Source organism: Thermoplasma sp. Kam2015, from assembly GCF_003205235.1.
Taxonomy (GTDB): Archaea; Thermoplasmatota; Thermoplasmata; order Thermoplasmatales; family Thermoplasmataceae; genus Thermoplasma.
The window spans coordinates 193,607-211,165 of sequence record NZ_QJSM01000018.1 but is presented as its reverse complement, the minus strand read 5'-3'; the positions used below and the strand labels follow the sequence as shown (position 1 = coordinate 211,165).

Here is a 17,559-nt window from a genome sequence, read left to right as displayed (position 1 = left end):
AATGGTTTCGATCAAAGCTGGAAAATTGAAAATCGTTAATTATAGGCACTAACGTCTGAGAAAAGGTGCAATTATAATCATATTTACACTCAACGTTTGACAACTCGAATGTGTCTTATCACTGATCCATATACGACCGCAAAAATCAGCACTGAAATTAGAATTATCTGATAATTGTATTCGATGAACGATAGAATAATAATATACGGCGGAATAGGCCTCATCTTCATGTAAAAGGTCTCGTTCTCTGTGATGTTAAGATATGCAACCGACGGCTCATATCCGTCTTTCGTCAGATATATGATGTGATATCCATAGGGCAGATACAGGGTGAAATTATCTCCTGCTACCCTATAACTTTGATTCCCCGCCCTTATAACGAACGCTTTAATATTTGCATGTATTTTGACTGCGAATATCATAATCTTCAGTGAAAAATTCAGTGTTTCGTTGGATCCAATGAGAATCTTCTCTCTCATTGTATCATAACCCACTCTGGATATGGTCAAATTGTAAGTTCCATAATATTCAGACACACTCAGCATTCCTGTGGAAGAACTGTAGTTTCCAAGGGTCACATTCGAGGCGATGCCTGTTCTTATAATGATCTTGTATTCGCACCTGCTGAAAGTGATGTTGAGACGTTCGTTTGGAGTGTCGATGCTCATGGTGCTTGCGTAGCTTTCCCTATAGCCATCTATACCAGTCATTGATATTGCATATATTCCGAACGGAATATTCAACTCTGAACCATTAACTACCATGTATTCTGATCCGTTGATTAATATCGCGAAAGGTTCGCTGTAGCCAATCGAATGAATACGCATAATTGCGTTAGGTCTGTAATATTTAACCGTGATCGTGGTGTTTGTGAACAGATCAAGACTTTCAGAAAAATTGGTTCTGAGATAGGTAGAGTTCAAGCCAATTATGCGATATTCTCCCGAAACTGTGGATATATTCATATCTCCACTGATATTGTAGACCGTACCGTTGATATCGATCTGCTGCTGTGTTTTCGAACCATCTACCATTACATTCAATGTGTAAACGGATCTCGTAAAATTCAGATAGACTCTCAGGCTGTTTCCCTTCACGGATATACTATCATATATATTTCTGTATCCAATTGCACCGATGGCCTCTATACTGTATGTTCCGTTTGGCAGCATGATCGAATGATTATGATAATGCTGACCGTCGACGTATAGACTCCAGCCTGACGGCATATCTGAGATGAATGATACATTGTACAGCGTCCTTGATACATATGCGTAAAGTGTTAAACTAGAACCGTTTACGGCGAAATACCCGGGTAACTGCACACTGTATCCTGATACAGGTGACGAATGTATCGAATAGGTTCCGTTTGGTATCATCAGCGTGTCGTTGTCTGAGTATACCGTATAATTCATCTTATCAATGCTTATGTTAAGAGGGTAAATCTCTGATCCTACCTCTTCTATCCTAACGGCATATCTGCTGAACAAGGGAAGAAACCTTATATTGCTGTAGTACCCATCATATGAATTGTACATCTCCGGGCTATAGCCCAAGCGTATTATGGCGGAGGTTATGTTCTCCGACGACCCTATGGAAAACGTTCTGTTATAATATGATCCTGCAGGAATCTCAAGGGTTAGGTTGTCTGAATATACGGTGATGTTCTGCGATAGGAAGGATATCGCCAGATCGTTTGTGGAGATCTCGCTGGATGGGTTGTGCAGTTCAAGTGAAAGATCGACATCGGTGAACGGCCTGGCATAGTAATAGCGATAATGCACTGAAACGTTGACGTCTTCACGGACGATCACGTTGGAATACTGATAAGCAAATAGTATTCCAGAGGAATTGGTTTCATAAAATATCCTGTATACGCCCGCAGGCATCTGATCATGCAGCTTTACTGTCAGATTCGTGAACGAATCGATTCTAAGAGGAGGGAGATGCAGGTAACATAGTTTGTAGTCAGTGAAGTTTTCCGCGAGAGACACCGCCACAGAAAGATTTCCTGTAGACGCATAAAGAGCTTCTATACCCACCTCTACTGTGTAATTCACACCAGTCAGTATGCTGGATGGAAAATTTATATGGATCAGCGGCAGGGTGACCGATCCTATAAAGGAGAATGCAACTGTCCCCATGTCTGGAAAGGGGGGTACGGAAAAATATTCGGTTCTATTGAATATTTTTATCTCATAATTTCCCGTGAAGTTCATGATGGAGCTGTATGTCCATACTGGGAGCGCATACAGACCGCTGGAGCTGAAGACCGAGGAAAAGATATCTGCCAGCGTAGCATTTACTCTGATCAGATTTCCTCCAGCGAGATCTATATACCCATTATAAGGCCGAATCTCGCCGTCGACCTCATAGCTCACGTTCACTGCTGCAAAATAATGCACTGTTGACATCGTGGTTATGAAGGGCATAAGCGTAATATTACCTGTGTCAGAACCTGAATCCGCAACATAGGCCGATGACCTGTAAAGATATATACCAGTAGTATCTGGATTCATGAGGCCGTCCTGGAGATGTATCGGAACATCGTTGAGATCGAACTCTGAATCGACGCTGTACATGGTGCTTCCGTTCATATACAGATCAAAATGAGCTGGACCGAAGAGATAATAGGTATCATTGGCAATGGCCAGAACATTCACAGAATAAATCATCAGATCGCTTTCATTGCTCTCCACGTCTATTTCCGGAATCGGATCGGGCTCTAGGTACGGAAGATCTAACGTGAAATTTGATTCTGTCACATCGTTTGACTGATTGAAATGTATATATTCTGATCTGTTCTCATCCGTCAGATACACAGAAGCTGGATGGCTGGTATTCATGTATTCATATTTTATAGATATCAGAAGCTCATATGGGTATCCAGAGGCATTCTGTGAGGTCTGCAGATCAACCCTGCCTCCGCTCTGATAGGTATCATTGTAATATCTATAAACGTCATAATTGAGTTCTGCTGACGTCTCCTGACCGAATACACGCGATCTAACAAAATATACCGTGGAATTCATGGCGGTAAATGGGCAATCATCTCCTCTCTGCGATATAGCTGAGCCGTAAGAGTATAAGGTGGCTTCTTTCAGGTACACCGATCCATTTCCGATTATGGTGGAATTGTAAAGTCGCAGGAATCCATTATTGACGTCGATCGATGTCCAGTTGAGGTGAATCGTAGAATTGTACAGATTGAGATCTCCGCTGACGTTTAGATAATGGCCGTAGAGGAAGAAGTTCTCATTGGTTATATTCATTATACTCTCGGAGCCCACAGCAAGATTTCCGTACCAGTAATAATCTGAATGGGTTTCGGAGTCTCCTATGTTCATAGAACTAGCATTGGAATGCGATACAATACCCTGGAGGGTTAATAAGAATAAGACGAACAAGATCAGAATGAATCTCTTCATGAGATCGGATTTTACTGACTTATTTATAAGATTATTTATATTTTATCCATATGAAAACTATTTACATCAACTATATTTTATAACATATTCCTGATCGCCTCATTTTATTTTAAAGTTGGATTTCCGGGAAGCTGTGCGTCTCAGATCTTCAGGAAATGAAGAAGCGTTTTCCATCAGTGGTGAGCTACTCCTCAGCTCAAGCTTCGGATCTTCCTGCTTCAACTATCAAACTCGATCCCCATACTGCCATATCGCAGTTTCCCGTCATTGGAAACTTTCCTTCGGGTCACGTCTGGAAGAAGGGTTACGGAGGTTGCGATCTCCACAGGCTTGTATTCGGATCTCATCGATCCTATTCAGTTATCATCCACTTGGTTTTCATGGATGATACAAAAAAAATATGGGAAGACGATCTATAAATATTTCCATTGAAGGAAGTCCGTATATCCCCTGTCCGAAGAAGGAGAATTACTGCTTCCCTCAAACTCCTAACTTCTATCTAAATCCTAATGAACAGCGCATTGCGGCTGATATCAACGATTATAGGCAAACACTTAACTATGCGTAACTATTAGATATTTATGGAATTCATTGATGAAATCAGGCCTATCCTAGGCAAATACGTCATAACCAAGAAGGAGGATCTCATACCTTATATGAACGATGCCTCCTATTTCACGGGTGAGATGCCCCAAGCAGTCCTGTTGCCAGGTTCTACGCAGGACGTACAGAATATAATGAGGATCGCATACAAGTATGATGTTCCCGTCGTTGTCAAGGGAGGTGGATCTTCTCTTACTGGATCGTCTATACTCAAAACGGAGGGCGTGGTGATGTCCATGCTCAGGATGAATCATATACTTGATCTGAACCTGAATGATAAGTGCGTAACAGTGGAGCCTGGCGTCAGGCTGGATGATCTTGAGCGCTTTCTGGAAAAATACGATCATTTCTATCCACCGGATCCTGCGAGTTCCCGTGCGGCCACCGTGGGCGGATCCATATCAACGAATGCAGGCGGCCTAAGAGGGGTGGCATATGGAGTTACCAAGGATTGGGTGCTTGGACTGGAGATAGTCCTGGCTGATGGGACACTTGTGAAATTCGGAAACAAAACTCTGAAGCGATCCCTGGGCTATGACATGACTGCTCTCATGATAGGATCTGAGGGTACTCTGGGGGTCATCACAAAGGCCTATCTGAAGATCTGGCCAAAACCAGAAAGGATAGCGAGGATTCTGGCATTCTTCAAAACGATAGACGATGCAGGAAGGGCAATTGCGGAGATCAAGGAACACATCATACCTGAGATGGCTGAATTCATGGACAGGATCTCTCTCGATTCAGTGCCGGATGTAATAAAATATCCACAGGGAACAAATTACGCGCTCCTGCTGGACGCATCCGGATCAAAGGAGACGGTGCAGAGGCGCAAAGATGACATTGAGGCCATCCTGAAGAAGTACGCCATAGAAACGAGGAGCACCATGGATGAAACGGAGATGAACAGGATATACCAGGCCAGAAAGGGATTATACGCCTCCATACTTAAGCTGAGGGAAAAGGAGGGAGAGTACATCGTCATAGGTGATGTTGTGGTTCCCGTCTCAGAATTACCTTCTACACTAAAGGAGATCGAGATGGCAAGGGATCAGGACGGCATAAGAGCTGCACTGTTTGGTCACATAGGCGACGGAAACATACATGCAAATATATTTGCAGACCTTTCAGACAGCCAGTCTATGGAGAGAGTTAACAAATTCATGATGGATATGGCGATGATCTCGGTCAGGCATGGAGGGAGCGTCTCAGCTGAGCACGGGATAGGTATAGAGAAGAAAAAACTCCTTCTTGAGGAGATGCGGTTCAACGACAATATGAGGACACTGGAATTGATGAAATCCGTGAAGAAGATATTCGATCCCAAGAACATACTGAACAGGGGTAATATATTTGACTGATCTTCAGGATCTGATTGTAGAAGCTGGAAAATGCGTTAACTGTGGATTCTGCGAATCAGTATGTCCAACGCTGCCCGCTGCCGGCTTCCTTTCAACGAAGGGGGCAAGGGGGAGAGTTGATATTGCAAAGTTTTTCTACAGGAACGATAGCATAGATCCCTCTGCATCCTTCTATTCATGCGTTGACTGCTATGCCTGCCTGACGGTATGTCCTGCAGGGGTGAATGCAGGAAGGGTAAGTGAGATCGGAAGAATGATACTGGCGAAACAAGGAAAGGCGCCTGAAATCGCTAAGATGATAGTGGAACTTACGATGAGATACAGGAATCCCCTGGGTGTGAGGGAGAAATGTGCCCAGTGGGCAAGAGGTATTGAGTTCGATGCGTCTGAAACACTGCTCTATACCGGAAACATGTATCAGCTTATGGCATACCTAAGAAAATTTGGCAAACTGCGCAAATTCTTCGGTCAATACGAGGTTCAGCTGGCGTCATTTATAAGAAAACATCCCTCTTCAGTCTCAATATTTCGTGATCTTTACGATAAAGCTATGATGGACCGTATGAACGGATATCTGATAAACATTGTCAAACTTTTGAAGCAGAATGGCGTAAAGTTTGGATATCTTGGATCCGAGGAGCCATATCCCGGCACATTCATATACGATCTCGGTTTTGAAGATGAGTTCAGAGATTATGCACGATACGTTTCCAAACTCTTCCAATCGAAGGGCGTGAAGAGAATAATAACTGTGGATCCTCATACATACGAGCTTCTGAAGTACATATATCCGAGATACACTGAGTTCAATTTTGAGGTGGTATATTACATAGATCTGATAGGAACGCATAAGATATCTGGAAAATACGCGATACATACACCATGCCACTTCTCAAGGTATTTTGATTTCTCAGAATACGTTAGCAGGATATTCGATGTCAATGTGGAGGAGAATCCAACGAGATGCTGCGGTGGTCCAGATGAGCTTCTCTTTCCTGAGATCTCGGAAAATATATCAGAAAAGAGGTTCAATGAGCTCAGTAAAACAGGACTTCCCATAGTGACGGCATGCCCCATATGCTATGCAAATCTTGCCAAGGACGACAGCGTCACCGATATATCTTCAATTCTTCTCTCAGACGGATACAGTGTTTCCGCTGGTTCTGTACATTGAACATTATTATAGCCCTATGATCTTTTCAGTCATTATACATCTGGGATATATGGCCAATCCCGGACCCTTTCATAATATTCTTTATTAGTATCCTTAATGATATCATGACGGTGATGTTTTGGACGAGGACCGGGTGAAAAAGCAGGAGGGTCTGATCAGGAGTGTTCTTTACAAGAATCTGATGGAGGATTACACGCCTTTTCCCCTCGACAAGAAACTAGCTGTAAAATGGGCTGCTGGGCTAAACGTTCCCAGAGGTGGGCGGGTGATCATCTACACATCATACATGTATCAGATGGCCTCCGTGTTCAAATCCTATGAAAAATATGTGCCAACTCTTGGTTCGCTTGGAAAATCAAGGATTTTGGCATCCATAGGATCACGATTCATAAAACCAAGTGACGAAGATGTGGAGAGATCCGTGAAGATCCTCCAGAACATATACAGAATGGTGTCCAGAGTAAAGGCAGATGTGGGATATCTCTACGAGGAGGAACCTTACAGCGGATCGCTTCTCTATGAACTCGGGTTTCTGGACGAATTCAAAGAATATGGAAGGAAAGTTCTTCAATTCTTCAGAGAAAAGGGTGTTGAGGAGATAATAACCGTAGATCCGCATACAACCAACACACTCGCAAACCTCAAGAGATACATCAATTTTGATATTCCGTTCAAGAATTATATAACGATGATAGGAACTGTCAAGGGAGGCGGTAAATTCGTGATGCACGATTCCTGCCTGTATTCGAGGTTTCTCGACATGTACGACACAGTGAGGGATAAGGCCAAATCCGCAGGCATCGAACTGGTAGAGGATCCAACGGTCACCGGGAAGGGTGTTGGTTTCTGCTGTGGAGGCCCCGTGGGACCCCTCAATGACGAATTGAGCAATAATATAGCCAGAGCGCGGGCAACCGCCCTCAAATCAGTATATGAAAACGTGCTCGTTGCCTGTCCGCTTTGCTATGTTAATCTTGAGCCATACTGCAACGTGAAGGATCTGGCGGAGGTGATAGAATGAACTGGGTGGAACTGATATCGATGGTTTCCGCTGGGAATTACAACGAAGTTGAAAGCATACTCAGGGAATATCCATACATAGTCGAAATAGCCGATCACCTTAGAGAAGAGAAGATGAAAGTCATAGAGAACCTGAGTACATATGTTGACATCACCATGAGGAATGTTGAGAAGCTGGGCGGACATGCCTATCTGGCAAAGAATAAGGACGATGCCAGAAAGATCGCGGGTGAGATAGTTGGTGAAAACAAAACAGTTGTATTCTCGAAGACAAATGCAGCTTATGAGGTGGGATTGAGAGAGTATCTTGAGTCAAGACACAACGAGGTCTGGGAAACTGATCTTGGCGAGTATCTAGTGCAGATATCGAAGGGGTGGCCCACTCATATAGTTGCGCCTGCGCTCGATATGACCAGGGAAGATGCTGCTAAGGCCGTCAGAAAGATCGATCCAAGCATAAATGAAAACTCAAGGGTTGAGGATATCGTTGCGGCCGTGAGAAAATTCCTGATGACCAAGTATGTAAAGGCTGATGTGGGCATAACCGGCGCAAATGCGGTAGCAGCAGATTCCGGTGCAATAGCCCTTGTGGAAAATGAGGGCAATATAAGGATCGATACGGTAATGCCCCAGGTTCATATATCAATCACAGGGATAGACAAGATAGTGCCTACGCTCAGGGATGCCATGGATGAGGTCATGGTACAGGCGGCCTATGCAGGCATATATCCGCCAACGTACATAAATGTGACCGCCGGCCCCAGTTCAACCGCAGATATCGAACTCAAGAGGGTCTCGCCTGCAACCGGGCCAAAGGACTTCCATCTGATTCTTCTCGATGATGGAAGGATGGATGCGAGCCAGAACCCGGATCTCAAGGAGGCCCTTCTCTGTATCAAATGCGGACGTTGCTACTTTTCATGCCCCATATACCGCATCCTTGGAAAGGACTGGGTTTCCACAAAGTCTCCTTACAATGGTCCAACCGGCGTCATGTGGAATTACATAACAAACAAGGATCCATGGCCCGCTTCATACTGCGTACATTCTGGAGGCTGCAAGGAGGTTTGCCCCATGAAGATCAATATACCTGAGGTCATAAAGTATATAAAATACATGGGTTCAAAGAACCTCTGAGACCAGTTATTATGAAGATATAATTTTATCAGATATTTTTAGGACGTCCAAATACGATAGGATAAAGTATGTCAGCATAATCTGTACCCAAAAGATCCGCATGCGTGAGATAGAGATACTCGAAAACGTTTTTCTAACAGACCTATACTGCGTCTACCTGAGCGATATAGAGGCCGTGGTTGTCTCTGATCTGCATCTCGGTTATGAGGAGGAGATGAACCTTCACGGACTGTTCCTGCCGAAGATACAGAGGGATCATGTGACTTCGATAATGGACAGGATAATAGAGAGATACGATCCTCAGAAGATCATAATCAACGGTGATTTCAAGCAGGAATTCTCAAAAAATCTTCCCAGTGAATGGACAGACGTCATATATTTCATAGAAAGGTACGATGACCGCGATCTCATATTCATAAGGGGAAACCATGATAATTATCTTGCGACCATATTATCCAGGAAGAACCTTGGCATTCTGGACTTTTACGAAGACAGCAGATACTTCATATATCACGGAGACAGAGATATGGGCATAAGAAAGATAACGATACTCGGCCATGAGCATCCCTCCCTCGTCCTGAGGGATCGAGTCGGTGGAATGTACAAGCTGCCTGCATTTGCATTCAATTTCAAGCGCAACGTGATAATAACTCCCGCTATGAGCTTTTTTTCGTCTGGAACGGATCTATCCCAGTCACTGCTCAGTGAAGAGCACTTTACACCCGCCCTGAAGGGTATGAAACCATCAAGCTTCAGGATCTTTGCAATAACTGACGAGTTCGGTCTCGTAGACTTTGGGTATCTTGATGATCTTCATAGCTCTGGAGAGCAGCAGATACGAGATCACTGAAATTATCATAGAATTTTGAGAACATCCTTCCGAAATCCTGGCTCTCCTGGGATCTAGCGACGCTCTTCAGCGTCATGACTGGTATATTCATTACCTTGTTTATCATGGAATGCGCAAACGCCTCCAGATCGGATGCGGGTATCTCTGGATGCATTCGCCTGAACTTTTCCACCTCTATCCTCTGAACAACGGCCGCAAATCTATAGAAATCGGCAAATATTTCATCGATCATAAGATCCTTAACCTTGTTCATCAAGGATTCCATCTCTGATTCAATGATCCTGTGCGCATCCTCCACACTAATCTCTCTCATCGTTCCGTTCCTGTTTGATACAGCATATATTTGATCTATTGTTATTATGTTTGCGCCTGACCGATCCTGGATGTTTCTGGGGTTTCCCAGATCTATGTACAGTTTTCCGTCAACTATGCAATCGCTGCTTATTATCGGGGTCTTGGCGGACGTGGCCGCTATGATGGCATCGTTTCGGAGGATCAGATCACAGACATCATTCAGGGTCGTATAGCTGTAATTGTATCTGCTTGCCAGTTCCCTCACATGATCTATATTCCTTCCCGCCACCGTAACCTCAAATTTTCCGTTGAGATATGGTGCAATCTCGCTTGCCATCATGCCATTTCCTATGATAAGGACCTTTGAAACCCCGCTGCGCACCAGAATATCATAAACTATCGATGGTATGGATACCTTGCCCTTCGATATATCCGTTTCAGAACGCACCTTCTTGCCCACTGATATAGCCTTCTGAAAGACCAGCGAGATAACCTTGTCCACCTTCCCATTTTTCAGAGAAAGATCATAGGCCTCCTTAACCTGCTTCAGTATTTCGCTCTCTCCAAGCGACATGGAATCAAGGCCTGCCGAGACCTCAAAGAGATGCTTGATGGCCTGATCATCGTGGCTCACTATAGGATTCATTCTGTCCAGTTCAGATGGATAATCTCCACGCAGGTATATCTCTACCCGATTGCATGTCAGCAATATCACATACTTTTTAATGCCATTTCTTTCCAACAGTTCTGACCAGTATTCATATGGATTGAGAACAGCTTGATTGAAAAATTGATTATTCCTTTTGAAATCCCACGAAATAAGAGTGAATATTTGCATTCAACCCATGATTGTTACCTGCGATTTAAATGGTTCCATTCGCATGTTCGTGCAGCAGAGCCAACGATCACTGCTTCAGGAAATCCAGCTCGTCCCTGTACTTTTCTCCTGAATCCGGGAATACGGTGAATATCTTACCATATCTCTCCTTCATTGTCCTTGCAGCAAAAAGATTTGCGCCAGAGGAGATACCGATGAGATCACCCGTTCTTTCGTAATATCTCTTTATCTCTGCCTTTGCCTGATCTTCATTCACATAAACTATTTCGTCAATGAGGTCTCCGTATCTGTCTATTATACCCCTATATTTGGATGAGAATGCGTTCCTCAGGCCATGTATATGCGAACCTGGGGAGGGCTGCACGCCGATGATCCTTATGCCTGGATCCATCTCCTTGAAATATCTGGCTATGCCTGTTATCGTTCCACCTGTACCGATTCCCGCAATTATCGCAGCAGGTTTTCCTTCAGCCTCAGCCATCTCCCTTGCCGTGGTGTAGTAATGAGCATCACTATTTTTCGTGTTAGAATGCTGATTCAGCCACACGTAATTTCCTGCGGACACCATTTCGTTTACCACTTTTATGGATCCTTCTGTGCCCGTCTTGGCCGGCGTCTCTATCAGTTCTGATCCGTTGCTCAGTATTAACTGCTTCGTTGCACTGCTTGCGTTCTCTGGCAGGACTATCACGGACTTCAACCCAAGCATACGGGCTATGCCGGATATGGCAAGGCCAGTATTCCCAGACGATGCCTCAATAATTATGCGATTGTCCAGATCACCGGCTTCCCTGAGGCTATATATCATGTAGAATGCCGGTCTGTCCTTTATGGAACCGAACCTGTTCTTCCACTCTATTTTTGCGAAGATGCCTTCTTCAACTTGGACGAATGGTGTATTGCCAATGCTCATCCGGTGCATAGACTCGATGAGATCTTCGATCTGCGATCTGGCGCTGCTTCCTATCATGTGATCACGTCACCTGAACATTGTCCTTCCTGATGAATCTCAGAACAGCGGCCATACCGCCAAATGCCTGCTTCAGAAGCTTACCCTCCTCGCTTTGGTCCGATATTATCTCAACCTGTGCACCAGATTCCTTCGCCAGCCTGTAAAGGTCCTCTATGAAATCATCCTCTGCGACCAGCTCCATGGGCGTGCCATCTTTATCGCAAACGGGCCATTCGTCAGGTTCCTGATTCAGTACAATCTCCGTCTGACAAGTTGGGCATCTGTAAGTATATCTGACTTTTCTGAGGCCCTCCGATATTAGCAGCAGATCGACCATCTTCTGCTCAAGCGCATCCCTGATGGCCTGCTCACCATAAATGGCCAGACCGCCATCTGGCTTTCTGACCTCACGCAGGAACCTGTTCATGAGATCCTTTTCCTTGGATATTTTCATGTCCTTTATGGATTCAGAGGCCTTTTCCACAAGCTCTCTCAGACCAGATTCGTCCGTATAACCCACGTCGAAGAGATCCTTTATCTTTTCCTTTATCTCATTCCTGAGGTAGTCCTTCTCGAAGAAGTATTCCTTTGTGGCACCGGGCCCTCCTAGAAATATGGCTCTTATGTCCTTTATCTTTGGCATGAATGCATTGTTGGCTATCTCACCCACCTTCTTGAAAAATTCATTGGCTGCTATCTCTATAAGCCTTTCGAACCTTCGCGAAGACTGGCCACCTTGATGATGCTTGCTTGGAACCTGGGATTGAACGTTATCTACCACTTCAATCCTCGTACCATTTAGAAATCCAACGGTCGCCTCCTTTCTATCGATGACTATGAGGCCGTAAATTTCCTTTTCCTCCAGCATGGTCTTGAGCATCTCAAGATGAAACTCTGAATCGCATTTGTACATAAACGTCGTTATGGGTTCCGGTGGTTCTATTATCTTAGTATACATCTCAGTCTGATCTCCTCTTGTAGCGATATGCCCAACAAAGAATACCAAGCCGTTGGGAGGGGGCGTCTTGTAATATTTCAGCCTTGCCATGATCGATTCGATCGCAGCCAGAACGTTCTTTCTTGTTGATTTAGACTTTATATTTGAGGACGTCGAATACTCGTCCCTCAAATACGCAACCACATCCGATATCTGTTTATCCGGAGGGATGTAAAGTGATATCAGCTCGGTACCACGGCCATGAAGCTTGGAAAGTTCCTCAAGCGCCCGTTTAAATTCATATCTTCTTATCTGTTCATCATCTTCCATAAACAACACCTTCTAAACGAAGAAGTCAATTCGATGTGCAGAAAATAATTCCAAAATTCAGATCAAAATTCTGCTGCACCGTCCCATAACCTTGACTGCTGAATATGTATTTCAATGCATTCGAAATCATTGAATCTGTATTATTATGGGATCGGTTCATTTTACTTGTCGATATTCATTTAAACTATAATAGATCTTCCATGCTTCTCATGTAGTTTTCTGGGCGGTCGACCCTGTCAATTCTGATTCAATGATAATACATGGATCTTAGCTCATTCGCCATTTTCAAAGTATTCGGTCAAGGGCAGGATCGAGTCATATACAATAGAACTCATGAAATGATCCTAGTCTCTCCTTGAAAACAGTACTGCTGTGAAAACATCCCATATGATAAAATTTAAACATAGAGACAAAATATCGGTGGCGACTGCATTGTTATATGAATGGGGGGCCGTGGGGTAGCCTGGTATCCTTCCAGCTTCGGGAGCTGGAAACTCCGGTCCAAATCCGGACGGCCCCATATTCTTCAGGTACAATTAAAATTATCTCGTCATGCATCGTGCTGCCATAATCCTGAAGGTGGATAGAATTCCAGAATGGATGATCATACCGGAAATTTTTGAACTCAATATCACCTCAATTAAGATTAATGAGTCTGATCTCATCGCTCTCGCCCTTATATGTGCTGGTAAACAGAATCACGCTTGCAACGATCATGAATGGAATCAGATACATAGCAAAGAAAATGTTCACGCCTATTGCAATTTCCATGATCCTGGATGTCGATTCCCTGAGCCATATGAAGCCCATGGAAATGGTGGTGGTTGTCAGCAATTCCAGGGAGATCATGGGCAGGGCCTGTGTAAAAGAATATGTGCCAGCCTTTCCCTTGGGGGTCACTTTGAATGGCTTTCTTCTCTTGAGCAGAGCCGATATGAAGGATGAGGTGGCGGTGAACATTAGCAGGAGTTCAGCTCCTTGATGCAGGAAGAATCCTCTAGCACCGTAATTCATGAGACCATCAGAAACTGTGTAGTAATAGAATAGCATTGAATATATGAAGTATGGAAAATAGAAAAAAATAAAGAAAATCGGATATATGATCACGGTTATCAATCTGAAATCAAGAAACAGTATGAGCATTATTATAGATGCCAGCCGGATCGGGCCAACCCAGATCCAATATAGCCATCCAGCCATATATTCTGCAAACACAGACGGCCTGAGCTTGAGACCTAGTAGAAGCCCTAGAGCCTGAAAACCACCAAGAGACCATCTGCCCTGTTGGGTCAGATAGGCGCTCACAGTTTCAGGAGGTTTACCGTACCATATGTCGGTTGAATCCAGATATAATATCTCCCATCCAAGGCTCTGCAGCATTATGGATGTTGCCAGATCCTCTGTGACGTTTTTTTCGTAGAATCCACCAACCGATCTTATCGCCGATATCCTCGCAACGAATCCAGATCCAAGAATAAAGGCAGATCTGCCATTTCTGGCTCTCATTATCTTCCTCAGGAAAACCTCCTGCTGAAAGAATGCAGATTCGCTTATCGATGTAGATATCGCAGTATAAGTCTGTGGTATCTGAACCACAGCCACATTCCTCCTCTCAAAATAGCTCATTATGCCATTGAAAAATCTTGGCGTAGGTCTCTGATCACTGTCAAACACTGCGATATATCCGTAAGAATCATCGATCTGTGACATCGCGTCGTTTATGGCGCCTGCTTTGAAACCTCTGCGATTACTCCGATGGACAAATTTTACGCCCATTTTATCACATATCTCCCTAAGATCAGAAACTATCTTCTCATCTGTTGAATCGTCCAGAAGCCACGTCTCGCCGTATATATTTGCCTTCTTAACCGCTATGATCGTCTTTTTCAGCATCTTCACATCCTCATTGTAACTGAGTATGAAGCTGACGACCCTCTCATCCTTGCATTCATGTAGAAGCTTCATGGTGTATCTGTCAGCTCCGAACATCTGCAGTTGAAAAATGACCACAGATGTTATGGAAACCAGAAGGAGTAGCCAGAACATATAGACCAGGGGTATCACATAAAGACTGCTTGAGGTGAAGTAGGCTGCAGCAATCGGCGATATGAAGAATATTAGAAACGAGAATAACTGATAATTGAATTTCATAGGAATTTTACCTTGATGATATACGATTGCCCGGAAATATCTAAGTATATACTGGCGATCGTATAAGATGCCAAGATCTCCTCCACGTCCCTCAGCCCTCCCCAGTTTATCCAAAAAAGCCTGTTTCTATCGTTCCTCGCAAGAAGCGATGATATGCAGGAATTCCAAAATGTTTCTGTAAACTCCCTGTTGAATCCTCTTCTGTCCGAAATATATATATCAGATGCGCCCAACAGGAATATATCCAGATCGGTTATTCTTAAAACGCTGGAGAATATCTCGAATGCAAGTTGATCTCCAAGATTTACGGCATGTCTGGAATCTCCGACGATCATCCTATCCACGTTGGCGATAGCATAGAATTTGGTATCGCTGCACTTTGACTTAATATCCCCAGAGGAGGAAGAAAATGAAAAACTGGATATTATTACGGGAAATCTGTTTCTTTGCTCCCATTCTTTGCTGCCCCTGAACAGCCTGATCAGCGATGCATTGATCTTAGCTTTCTCAATTACAAGTTCGAAAACTCCAGGTTGCGGTTTCTGTTAACCATGTTAACATCCACCTTTGGAAGTTATCATCTCCTTGATGCTTAAACTTCGCGGGTATAACCCAATACCCTCTATCCCGTCAAATGCTTCAGGGATTGCCTTTCTTATTGTGTTGTAGGATGCATTTAGATCCGCATGTATTAATGTTCCATTTGCAGACTGGAATACACCCCTCTTTATTCTCTTTCCCATGTACGTGTTGTGGTGTTCTATGCTTTCGTTATCAAGAAACGAACATATGCTTGTATAGCTCTCCTCCTGTATCATGACATTGATCCCTTTCTCTTCTGCTTTGTATTTAATCTGCTGTATGAGCATATTAAAGGGTATCTGCACAAAGTTCTGGTTGTTCTTCTTACCGATATCCACAGACTGCTTCCATCCATCGTTGTGACCTATAACGATCGTATCGATCTTTCTTGACAATGCGTATTCGACTATGGATCTGCTAAGCTTGTGCATGATGTCCTTTATCTTACGGTTGCGTTTCATGAACAGTTTCCTCTCCTTCTTTGTCATCTCTCTGCTCCCGATCTGCCTGTCACTGATCGATCTCAATCTTGATAACTCTTTATTGAAATACTGGTTTATTGATTTCAGAACACCGCCCTTGACAGCAATACCCTTTTCGGATATGTTGTTTCCAATGGTTACGATGTTCATTACACCAATATCGATGCCCTGTATTCTCTTAGGACTTAACTCCGATACGTCTGATATCTCTTTGACATAAACAATTTCCACATTATAGCCGACACCTAATGGTATAATTCTTACCTCCCTTAAATCTGTATTATCATCTAATCTTGTCTTCACCTCCAGATCCATGATTTTTGGGAATTTTAATATTCCATTATCAATAGAACACTGCTGGTTTGTGAATATTAATATAAATTCTCCATCCTTATTCTTGTATTTAGGTGGTTTCGGAATTCCATCGAATAGTTCTGGATGTTTTTTGTATGTTTTTAATGCCCTGAAGAAGTAATTCCATGATTCCTTGACCTTCTTAATTGTCCACTGTGCTGTCTGTGCTGGCAGTTTCTGGAAGTTGTTGTTTTCCTCTATATCTGATGGTTTTGAAAACTGTTTTGCAAGAGTTCCATACGAGGACAATTTTTCCCTATTGAAAAACTGGTTTCTTAGAATATAATTTACCTGATTATATAGGTTCTTTGATACATGGCACATTCTGGATATTACACCGTTATCACGGATAAAGATCTGTTCAGTTCTCATCGTTTTCATAGCCTATCTCCATTGAACCTTTCCTCCTTTTTGAATACATTTTCATTGAATAGCAATGAAGCATGGATATAATATCCTCAAATATTTCCTCCGAACCAACTCTGCTTAACCTGTCCTTGTACGTTATTATCACCTTTTCAACTCTATATTTTATGATCTCATCAAGCATATCAAAGAATCCCTTTCTCTTATCAAATGATATACCAGATGATATACCAGAGTATATTGCACCTATTGTATAACCATTAATAAAAGACCACTGCTTTAACTGCTCCATTTGATTGTTTAGATCGTTTTTCTGTTTTGTTGATACCCTTGCATATATGACTGTTTTTCTCTCAACATCCCTGTTTAATAATTTGTAAACATCCTCATCGTTATAATCATAATAACCATTGGGCATGACTGTAAACCTTATCTCCCCCGTTGAAGCATATACATGAAGCGTCTTTCTTCATATCCGTAGCAGGTTTAATACCTCATTAGTTTTAATAGTTAATAATATAATACATTATTTGTATAAATAGTTATTGGAATTATGGATTATATCTATCATTCAGAACATCTGTTAAAAACCAATCCTTATCCGTTCTCTGGAAAATGTTATCATGGAATTGAGATCCCTCATCATCCCTCATGCTGTTATATCGCATTGGTCAAACATCGGTATGATAGTTTCCACGAAGCG

General features: G+C 43.1%; 13 protein-coding genes, 1 tRNA gene and 1 pseudogene. 7 read left to right on the top strand and 8 right to left on the bottom strand.

Features of this window, described 5'->3' with window-relative positions; genetic code table 11:
• Window positions 1-89: 89 nt before the first annotated feature.
• Complete coding sequence (locus tag DMB44_RS02765; protein WP_110640551.1) at window positions 90-3,347, bottom strand: hypothetical protein; 3,258 nt, start codon at window positions 3,345-3,347, stop codon at window positions 90-92.
• A gap of 236 nt (window positions 3,348-3,583) precedes the next feature.
• Between DMB44_RS02765 and DMB44_RS02755 the strand changes: the two genes are divergently transcribed.
• The 6 genes from DMB44_RS02755 to DMB44_RS02730 all read left to right on the top strand — a co-directional run bounded on the left by DMB44_RS02755 (window position 3,584) and on the right by DMB44_RS02730 (window position 9,570).
• Window positions 3,584-3,847, top strand: a complete 264-nt coding sequence (locus DMB44_RS02755; RefSeq protein ID WP_110640547.1) for a hypothetical protein — start codon at window positions 3,584-3,586, stop codon at window positions 3,845-3,847.
• Window positions 3,848-4,009: 162 nt separating this feature from the next.
• On the top strand, window positions 4,010-5,389 hold the full coding sequence (locus DMB44_RS02750; RefSeq protein ID WP_110640545.1) for an FAD-binding oxidoreductase: 1,380 nt from the start codon (window positions 4,010-4,012) through the stop codon (window positions 5,387-5,389).
• On the top strand, window positions 5,382-6,563 hold the full coding sequence (locus DMB44_RS02745) for a (Fe-S)-binding protein (RefSeq protein WP_110640543.1): 1,182 nt from the start codon (window positions 5,382-5,384) through the stop codon (window positions 6,561-6,563). The genes DMB44_RS02750 and DMB44_RS02745 overlap by 8 nt, the downstream gene beginning before the upstream one ends.
• Before the next feature lie 118 nt (window positions 6,564-6,681).
• Window positions 6,682-7,584 (top strand): (Fe-S)-binding protein, encoded by a 903-nt coding sequence (locus DMB44_RS02740; protein WP_110640541.1) that lies wholly within the window; start codon window positions 6,682-6,684, stop codon window positions 7,582-7,584.
• A complete protein-coding gene (locus tag DMB44_RS02735; RefSeq protein WP_110640539.1) occupies window positions 7,581-8,720 on the top strand; it encodes an LUD domain-containing protein in 1,140 nt (379 codons plus the stop codon). Before DMB44_RS02740 ends, DMB44_RS02735 begins: the two co-directional genes overlap by 4 nt.
• 100 nt (window positions 8,721-8,820) lie before the next feature.
• On the top strand, window positions 8,821-9,570 hold the full coding sequence (locus tag DMB44_RS02730) for a metallophosphoesterase (protein WP_110640537.1): 750 nt from the start codon (window positions 8,821-8,823) through the stop codon (window positions 9,568-9,570).
• Here the strand turns inward: DMB44_RS02730 and DMB44_RS02725 are convergent.
• From DMB44_RS02725 to prf1, 3 genes are all read right to left on the bottom strand, one after another.
• A complete protein-coding gene (locus DMB44_RS02725) occupies window positions 9,473-10,702 on the bottom strand; it encodes a glutamyl-tRNA reductase (protein ID WP_110640534.1) in 1,230 nt (409 codons plus the stop codon). The genes DMB44_RS02730 and DMB44_RS02725 overlap by 98 nt on opposite strands.
• A 67-nt stretch (window positions 10,703-10,769) precedes the next feature.
• The gene (locus tag DMB44_RS02720) at window positions 10,770-11,672 is read right to left on the bottom strand and encodes a cysteine synthase family protein (RefSeq protein ID WP_110640532.1); all 903 of its coding nucleotides are present in this window, start codon (window positions 11,670-11,672) and stop codon (window positions 10,770-10,772) included.
• 4 nt (window positions 11,673-11,676) lie between these two features.
• Entirely contained in the window at window positions 11,677-12,921 is a 1,245-nt protein-coding gene (prf1, locus tag DMB44_RS02715) for a peptide chain release factor aRF-1 (RefSeq protein ID WP_110640530.1), read from the bottom strand.
• 447 nt (window positions 12,922-13,368) lie between these two features.
• On the opposite strand from prf1, the gene DMB44_RS02710 reads away from it, so the two are divergent.
• Window positions 13,369-13,441: transfer RNA gene (locus DMB44_RS02710), tRNA-Pro, on the top strand.
• A 116-nt stretch (window positions 13,442-13,557) separates the two neighbouring features.
• Here DMB44_RS02710 and DMB44_RS02705 read toward each other — a convergent pair.
• The 4 genes and pseudogenes from DMB44_RS02705 to DMB44_RS02690 all read right to left on the bottom strand — a co-directional run bounded on the left by DMB44_RS02705 (window position 13,558) and on the right by DMB44_RS02690 (window position 17,364).
• The gene (locus tag DMB44_RS02705) at window positions 13,558-15,072 is read right to left on the bottom strand and encodes a glycosyltransferase family 2 protein (RefSeq protein WP_110640528.1); all 1,515 of its coding nucleotides are present in this window, start codon (window positions 15,070-15,072) and stop codon (window positions 13,558-13,560) included.
• A complete protein-coding gene (locus DMB44_RS02700) occupies window positions 15,069-15,407 on the bottom strand; it encodes a hypothetical protein (protein WP_110640526.1) in 339 nt (112 codons plus the stop codon). The genes DMB44_RS02705 and DMB44_RS02700 overlap by 4 nt, the downstream gene beginning before the upstream one ends.
• Before the next feature lie 219 nt (window positions 15,408-15,626).
• Entirely contained in the window at window positions 15,627-16,871 is a 1,245-nt protein-coding gene (locus DMB44_RS02695) for an RNA-guided endonuclease TnpB family protein (protein WP_110640524.1), read from the bottom strand.
• Window positions 16,852-17,364 (bottom strand): annotated as a pseudogene (locus DMB44_RS02690) (recombinase family protein). Before DMB44_RS02690 ends, DMB44_RS02695 begins: the two are co-directional and overlap by 20 nt.
• Window positions 17,365-17,559 lie beyond the last annotated feature (195 nt).